This is a genomic window from Vibrio sp. 1151_11, assembly GCF_029478525.1.
In the GTDB taxonomy this organism is placed as follows: Bacteria; Pseudomonadota; Gammaproteobacteria; order Enterobacterales; family Vibrionaceae; genus Vibrio; species Vibrio anguillarum.
Window position 1 is genome coordinate 1 of sequence record NZ_SHMN01000049.1, and the last position, 6,798, is coordinate 6,798.

The 6,798-nt window shown below is 39.3% G+C and carries 9 protein-coding genes; 4 read left to right on the forward strand and 5 right to left on the reverse strand.

All coding sequences use genetic code 11. The features are described 5' to 3' along the window. Window positions 1-212: 212 nt before the first annotated feature. Window positions 213-986 carry a nuclease-related domain-containing protein gene (locus EXZ60_RS18115; RefSeq protein WP_038940865.1) on the reverse strand — a complete coding sequence of 258 codons (774 nt, stop codon included), beginning with the start codon at window positions 984-986 and terminating at the stop codon, window positions 213-215. Between the two features lie 298 nt (window positions 987-1,284). Between EXZ60_RS18115 and EXZ60_RS18120 the strand changes: the two genes are divergently transcribed. Continuing rightward, window positions 1,285-1,446: a hypothetical protein gene (locus EXZ60_RS18120; RefSeq protein WP_277436101.1), complete on the forward strand. Its 162-nt coding sequence runs from the start codon at window positions 1,285-1,287 to the stop codon at window positions 1,444-1,446. 139 nt (window positions 1,447-1,585) lie between these two features. Here EXZ60_RS18120 and EXZ60_RS18125 read toward each other — a convergent pair whose 3' ends face one another. After that, the gene (locus EXZ60_RS18125; protein WP_052132573.1) at window positions 1,586-1,840 is read right to left on the reverse strand and encodes a hypothetical protein; all 255 of its coding nucleotides are present in this window, start codon (window positions 1,838-1,840) and stop codon (window positions 1,586-1,588) included. 155 nt (window positions 1,841-1,995) lie between these two features. Further along, window positions 1,996-2,508 carry a hypothetical protein gene (locus EXZ60_RS18135; protein WP_277436102.1) on the reverse strand — a complete coding sequence of 171 codons (513 nt, stop codon included), beginning with the start codon at window positions 2,506-2,508 and terminating at the stop codon, window positions 1,996-1,998. Between the two features lie 389 nt (window positions 2,509-2,897). Here EXZ60_RS18135 and EXZ60_RS18140 point away from each other — a divergent pair, with 389 nt between their 5' ends. The 3 genes from EXZ60_RS18140 (at window position 2,898) to EXZ60_RS18150 (ending at window position 4,698) form a co-directional block, all read left to right on the forward strand. Beyond that, entirely contained in the window at window positions 2,898-3,059 is a 162-nt protein-coding gene (locus EXZ60_RS18140; RefSeq protein WP_277436103.1) for a hypothetical protein, read from the forward strand. Between the two features lie 634 nt (window positions 3,060-3,693). Further along, window positions 3,694-4,524 carry an ADP-ribosyltransferase gene (locus tag EXZ60_RS18145; protein WP_274674308.1) on the forward strand — a complete coding sequence of 277 codons (831 nt, stop codon included), beginning with the start codon at window positions 3,694-3,696 and terminating at the stop codon, window positions 4,522-4,524. 12 nt (window positions 4,525-4,536) lie between these two features. After that, window positions 4,537-4,698, forward strand: a complete 162-nt coding sequence (locus EXZ60_RS18150) for a hypothetical protein (RefSeq protein WP_016786791.1) — start codon at window positions 4,537-4,539, stop codon at window positions 4,696-4,698. A gap of 628 nt (window positions 4,699-5,326) precedes the next feature. On the opposite strand, the gene EXZ60_RS18155 is transcribed toward EXZ60_RS18150, so the two are convergent. Next, window positions 5,327-6,025: a hypothetical protein gene (locus EXZ60_RS18155; protein ID WP_170899507.1), complete on the reverse strand. Its 699-nt coding sequence runs from the start codon at window positions 6,023-6,025 to the stop codon at window positions 5,327-5,329. A gap of 41 nt (window positions 6,026-6,066) precedes the next feature. Further along, on the reverse strand, window positions 6,067-6,528 hold the full coding sequence (locus tag EXZ60_RS18160; RefSeq protein WP_170899506.1) for a hypothetical protein: 462 nt from the start codon (window positions 6,526-6,528) through the stop codon (window positions 6,067-6,069). Between the last annotated feature and the right edge of the window lie 270 nt (window positions 6,529-6,798).

The following is a 6,798-nucleotide window of genomic DNA, read 5'->3' on the forward strand; positions in this document are numbered from 1 at the left end:
TTTTCAAACAGGGTTTGCCATTCTTTGTTGGTGCGCCGTTTTGCCATTTCAGATCTCCTTGAGGTTGGAGATTTGATCTTAGGACGTACCGATATTGATTAGAATGTGGGGTTTATGATGCGCTTACACCTAACTAAACCATTGTGCCGTAAACACTAAATTTAAAGCAAACCGAAAATGCCATGCGTTGCGAATCTGTCTTAAACGCTTTGTTAGTTGAACTGTTCGACCGACCTACATTTGGGAAATGCCGAACACCCCCAAAACTGCTTACCTTTGTTTTCACCACGCTTAGTTTCACGAACAACCATTTCTGAACCACAACGTGAGCACTGCTTTATAGCTTCTTTTGCTTCTACGATTTCTTTCACATGTTGGCGGTGCTTAATATTCGTAACAATACCTTTTTTGAGCTTAACTTCGTTTATGGCATCTACAAATTGACTATATTCTGATTCAGAAAAAACTGGTTGTTCAAACTTTTTAATGTATTCCAAGCAACCACGCGCATAAGTTACATTTTCAGGCATATCGGTTTTAAAGGTACTGTCACCGATGAAAACAACTACCGAGTGTAGTTTTTCACAGTCTATTGCCAGCAAGGATTCAAGAGTCTTAACATGCTTGTAATTTTGGTGAAGTGGATTCTGAAATTTTGATGAATGACGATAAACTTTCTGAGTCCATTGCTTTTGGCTTTTAGAGCCAAAGATCCACCCTTTCATATTTTTGGTTTCCACGACGAAAATACCAAACCTTGAGACAACAATATGGTCGATTTGTGTTGTGCCATCGTCTGTAGGTAGAGTTACATTCCGCACCAATGTGTAGTCTGAATCAGGTAACTGAGATAGTAATTTATTTACCAAAAACTCGCCAAACACACCCTTAAACCAACGACTCTTGAATATCGAAACGACAATCAACAAAGGAATGATGTACCAGACTTGAGTTAATGCACCTATTAAAATTTCGAAAATATCCACTGAACTCTCCTTGTTCAACTAACGCCCGGCTAAGGGGTTGACAACGCACCACCGAACTTAAAAAACACACTGTAAACACTGAATTTCAATTTTGTACTAAAGCCGCCACGCGTTGGCAATCCCTCTTGAGCCGTTTGTTAGGCCAACCAATTGACACCGAGACTTTCAAAACCAAAGAACGAGCTTTTTTGTAAACTTGAAACAAACTAACCGATTCATTTATAAACCAAAATGCTGAATCAGCAAAGAAACAAAAAACTCAAATTGAGCGATTTGGAAGAAAAGTGACGAGCGTAGCATGCTCGGCGGACGTTTGAATGCCGAAGGTTATTTTGCCGATGAATTCACAGCGAAAAGTAACCCAACGCGATCAAGAAACAACAAATATGTGATGATTATTTATTGCTTAAGTTCAGCCATGAGAACATGGAATTTACCGTTCAATTTCAACTCGATTTAGCTGATAAAAACTCACTTTGCCTAACGCCGCGTTAAGGGGTGCAGGCACGCAATACAAAAGCTACCGCACAGTGCCGTAACCACCGAACCTAACGTAAACTGAAAATGCCACGCGTGCCAAATCCCTCTTAAACGCTTTGTTATGTGCCTGAATTTACGTTGAAAATATAGATTTTTTCCATTCGTTCACGAACATCCAAAACATAAGCAGCATTACAGTCTTTACCTTTACAGTTTGCAGGGTGATCTTCATCTGAACCCCTTTGATTATCTAAGCAAACAGCCAAGACGGGGTGCCCACATACAAAACAACTAAAAGCTACGTTGTTCCCATGTGTATCTGCATCTAGGGCATCGCCATTCTCATCAAACACATCAAAGCCTGTAATTCTCATAATATTCCTATTCGTTATTCCTGACTGGGCACATAACGCCCGCTTAAGGGGCTGACAACGCTACTACCAAGTTTCCGCATAACACCGTAAACACAAAAACCAACGCATAATAAAAATGCCACGCGTTGGAAGTCCCTCTTGAAGCGTTTGTTAGCTTACTTTGAGTAGTAATAACGTTCGCGAGGATCGATACCTTTATAAATCCATGGCTTCTTGCTTTTAAGAATTTTTCTCATTTTAGGGCTGCACTTTGCCCGCCGAGGATAAACAGAACGACCTAGGCGTAACTGATGAAAAGAATAAATGGCGCGATGATATTTAATAGGAGCATGATCATCGAATGTAAAATAAATCTTTTCATCAATGACTGACCAAAGAACAGCAACACTTTTCGTATGAGAGTACTTTGCATGATGAATACATCGACCATTTCCTGTCATCTCTGTACCTGATGCGGGAACAATTCGAAAACTTCTACGCTCAAGATATTCGCCGATTTCAGGACTATAAGCGAGCATCTCTTGTTGAGTTATAGCACCACCGCCATTTTTTAAGGCTAAATCCATAATGGCCTGAATAATTTTATACTGAATACCATTTGACTTCTTTTTGTCTTTGAGCCAGCTATAAGTGTAAGTTTGATTGCAAAAAAACACCTCTGAATCCATTTTATTATTCTCTCCTTATTTATAACCTTAAATCCTTTCAAAAGAGTATCATGAACTCAAAAAGTCACATATCAAAAACCTTAGAATTGATCACCAAACTGTGGGGAAAGCTAACGCTCGGCTAAGGGGTTGGCAACGCACCGCCGAACTTAAAAAACACACTGTAAACGCTGAACTTCAATTTTGCACTAAAGCCGCCACGCGTTGGCAATCCCTCTTGAGCCGTTTGTTAGGCCAACCAATTGACACCGACACTTTCACAACCAAAGAACAAGGCTTTTGTAAATTTTAAAACAACTAACCGATTCATTTATAAACCAAAATGCTAAATCAGCAAAGAAACAAAAAACTCAAATTGAGCGATTTGGAAGAAAAGTGACGAGCGTAGCATGCTCGGCGGACGTTTGGATGCTGAAGGTTATTTTGCCGCTAAATTCACAACGCTAAACAACCCAACGCGATCAAGAAACAGCAAATATGTGATGATTATTTATTACTTAAATTCAGCCATGAAAACATGGAATTTACTGTTCAATTCCAACTCGATTTAGCTGATAAAAGCTCACCTTGCCTAACGCCCGGTTAAGGGGTTGACAACGCACCACCGAACTCAAAAAACACACTGTAAACACTGAACTTCAATTTTGCATTAAAATCGACGAGCGTTGGCAATCCCTCTTTAACCGTTTGTTAGGCCAACCGATTGACACTGACACTTTTAAAACCAAAGAACAGGGCTTTTTTACAAACTTAAAACCAACTAACCGATTCATTTATAAACCAAAACCCTAAATCAGCAAAGAAACAAGAAAACTCAAATTGAGCGATTTGGAAGAAAAGTGACGAGCGTAGCATGCTCGGCGGACGTTTGGATGCTGAAGGTTATTTTGCCGCTAAACTCATAACGAAAAGCAACTCAACGCGATCAAGAAACAACAAATATGTGATGATTATTTATTGCTTAACTTAAGCTAGAAAACATGGCATTTACCGTTCAATTCAAACTCGACTTAGCTGATAAAAACTCACTTTGCCTAACGCCGCATTAAGGTGTGAGCAGCGCTTGGCTATACTTGAGCGAAGCGAAAATGCCGAGCGTTGCGAATCACTCTTAAATGCTTTGTTATGTATATTGTACGCTCTATTTTTGATACGATAAACATCGTTATTGGAGGCTAAGCATAAATGATTATTGACTATAAACCAGAATTAATTCATGAACATACTGCTATCGGTTGTGTTTCAGAGTTCCTATCTGATGCGTGTAAAACATTAGCACGGACCACTAAAGACATAAATGATTTTGATTTACCAATTGGCTCTATTCTTTCATGCTTATCCAACTCACATAAGCTAGATTATATTCGCTTGGTAAAGAATGACCAATCGAAACAAAAGCAGATCATCCAAGCCTACCGAGGAACATTCAAGAATAAACATAAGACAGCTATTGCTATGTATCAAAGTGCCTCTGAGAAGAGCATGATTGATGATTTAAAGCCTCATCAGTTTATTAATGGGTATTTAAGCAATCCGAGCATTCTAACAACAGCGCAGGTTGCTAAGTCAAAGACAACAATCAGTAATCTTGACGACGCTTTTTCTCTCGCTAGTTCCAAGCTTAGCTTGCAAGTTGGTCAACGCCTTTATCGTGGCGTAAGCATGAATGAGGCAGGGCTAAATGAATATATTGATGCATATGATAATCAAAAAAGCCTGAAGATTGGTGGCTATATGTCAACTTCATTAAGTGAAAGTATCGCAAAGTCATTTGCTGCACTTTCATACTTAGGAAAGCTACGTGCCGACATAAGCTCAGCCGATGACCTTACAGATTTTGTCATAGTCTTAACTAATCGACGTGAGGGATTACCTTTTATCGTACCTGACGCTTTACGAAAACCGGCTCATAACCAAGGTCAAATGGAGGTTTTATTACCACACAGCCTAGAGCTGAAGCCCACACATTTTGAGTTAACTGAATTCAATGCTAAAATCTATGCAGATATAGTGTAAGTGAGAGAGTCCATGAAAAAAGAAACAGAAAAGAGTACAAGCAGTAGCTCGGTAAGCCTGCAAGCAAAAGCTCTATTCGCTAAGAAAAAAGCTTTCGCTAGTAAATTAAGTAAAAACCGCAATGCTCTGAAGCAGTTGCAATCGGATAAATCCCCCGTAGCTGATTGGCTTTAATTCGTCTATAGCTTCTTACGCAGGAGGCTATAGATATACATAACGCCCGGCTAAGGGGTTGACAACGCACCACCGAACTCAAAAAACACACTGTAAACGCTGAACTTCAATTTTGCACTAAAGCCGCCACGCGTTGGCAATCCCTCTTGAGCCGTTTGTTAGGCCAACCAATTGACACCAACACTTTTAAAACCAAAGAACAGGGCTTTTTTACAAACTTAAAACCAACTAACCGATTCACTTATAAACCAAAACCCTAAATCAGCAAAGAAACAAGAAAACTCAAATTGAGCGATTTGGAAGAAAAGTGATGAGCGTAGCATGCTCGGCGGACGTTTGGATTCTGAAGGTTATTTTGCCGATGAATTCACAGCGATAAACAACCCAACGCGATCAAGAAACAGCAAATATGTGATGATTATTTATTGCTTAAGTTAAGCCACAAAACATGGAATTTACTGCTCAATTTCAACTCGACTTAGCTGATAAAAACTCACCTTGCCTAACGCCCAATTAAGGTGTGAAGCACGCTACCACAAAACTCAATTTGAACACCGTAAACACTGAACTAGACCCAAACCAAAATTGCCGAGCGTGCTGAATCACTCTTAAATTGTTTGTTAGGGCTCTAGTTGAAGTCTAACGATGGAATTGTAAACAGCACGGATTTCATATGCCCGATTGTGCCTTCTTGCTTTTCCTTACGTTCACCTGTTCTTTCCCACGTAAAATAGTTAACCATAAAGTCTTCGTCATCAGATATTTCTGTCACAATACATCGTTTATCCCTCGGATGTTCAACCACAGCGGTGTGATTTAACTCCAAGACCTCGCGATCAACCCTCTGGCACAAAGACCCAAAGTATATCTCGTTCTCTACGTGATCACAGACAGCAAAGTTACTTCCACAAATCGAGCACTTACCAACCGTTTCAATAAAGCCGGGACTATTAAATAATGCCCAACCTGGAAACACGGCTTCCTCGATGGAAAGAAGTTGACTCTGAAAGTTGATTATTCCTTCATATTCTTTAGTTTTTAAAGCAACTGAAGTGTACTCTTGAGCATCTATTAGATGCGACCATGATTTTTGAAAGTCTTCGTCTTTTAATGTTACCCACATAAGTAAAACGGAGCGCAACCCATTAACAACACATTGCATATGGAAAAATTCATTAGCCATTTCTTCACTGCCAAATTCAATAGCCTGTGCTTTATACCCTTTAATGCTGCTAATAAAATGATCACACTCGCTGATCTTTTCGTTTTGCAGCTTTTTAGAGCGTGTAAAAAAACTTAATCGAGCACAAGAATCTACGAAATCCATAAATGACTCGCTTACGGATTCAAATGAAATTCTATCTCTTTTCATTGTCCTTTTTTCACCACTTCTAAAATCGACTGTTCTAGTCTTTCAATGCCCTGAATATCGCCTTCATAAGAAATTTCAGTAGTTTTTGAGGACTTAGTTTCTTTATAAAGAACCTTTAACTTAACAATTGGCTCATCAGTTTTGCCTTTGAAAAAATCAGTTAGATAATTAGAGACTACTCCACATAAGACAGACACCAAAGCACTATTCCCTGACAGTAACGATGATGTAATCAAAATCATTGGACCAAACCATTCTCCAGAACGCTGTTCGACCAGCGTTTTAGGCTCGGAGAATAATTCAATATCAATGTTTCTTCGAGCATACTTCCAAAACGATAACGCTGTAGAAGAGTAATTATGCAAGTCACTTTCATTTGAGCTGACAGGTAATACTGTCACCACGTTTTCATTGAAATCAATTTTCATGATCTCTGTAGTTTCAATTTTTATACTCAATTTGACCTCCTGAGCCCTAACGCCCGGCTAAGGGGTTGACAACGCACCACCGAACTTAAAAAACACACCGTAAACCCTGAGCTTCAATTTTGCACTAAAGTCGCCACGCGTTGGCGATCCCTCTTGAGCCGTTTGTTATATGATTGGATGAGAAACCTAGCTAGATCTTGAATGCAATGCATTGAATTACATAGTTATCAACACATTGCATGCGGACGGTATAAAATGCAGCTTATTTATAAAAAGCTTCAACTTCACCTTTTAACTTAA

What these genes read in the sequence shown, in the direction of transcription:
- EXZ60_RS18120 (WP_277436101.1), top strand. Translation starts at nt 1,285, where the DNA reads ATGCTCGGCGGACGTTTGAATGCCGAAGGTTATTTTGCCGATGAATTC.
- EXZ60_RS18125 (WP_052132573.1), bottom strand. Translation starts at nt 1,840, where the DNA reads ATGAGAATTACAGGCTTTGATGTGTTTGATGAGAATGGCGATGCCCTA.
- EXZ60_RS18135 (WP_277436102.1), bottom strand. Translation starts at nt 2,508, where the DNA reads ATGGATTCAGAGGTGTTTTTTTGCAATCAAACTTACACTTATAGCTGG.
- EXZ60_RS18140 (WP_277436103.1), top strand. Translation starts at nt 2,898, where the DNA reads ATGCTCGGCGGACGTTTGGATGCTGAAGGTTATTTTGCCGCTAAATTC.
- EXZ60_RS18145 (WP_274674308.1), top strand. Translation starts at nt 3,694, where the DNA reads ATGATTATTGACTATAAACCAGAATTAATTCATGAACATACTGCTATC.
- EXZ60_RS18150 (WP_016786791.1), top strand. Translation starts at nt 4,537, where the DNA reads ATGAAAAAAGAAACAGAAAAGAGTACAAGCAGTAGCTCGGTAAGCCTG.
- EXZ60_RS18155 (WP_170899507.1), bottom strand. Translation starts at nt 6,025, where the DNA reads ATGGATTTCGTAGATTCTTGTGCTCGATTAAGTTTTTTTACACGCTCT.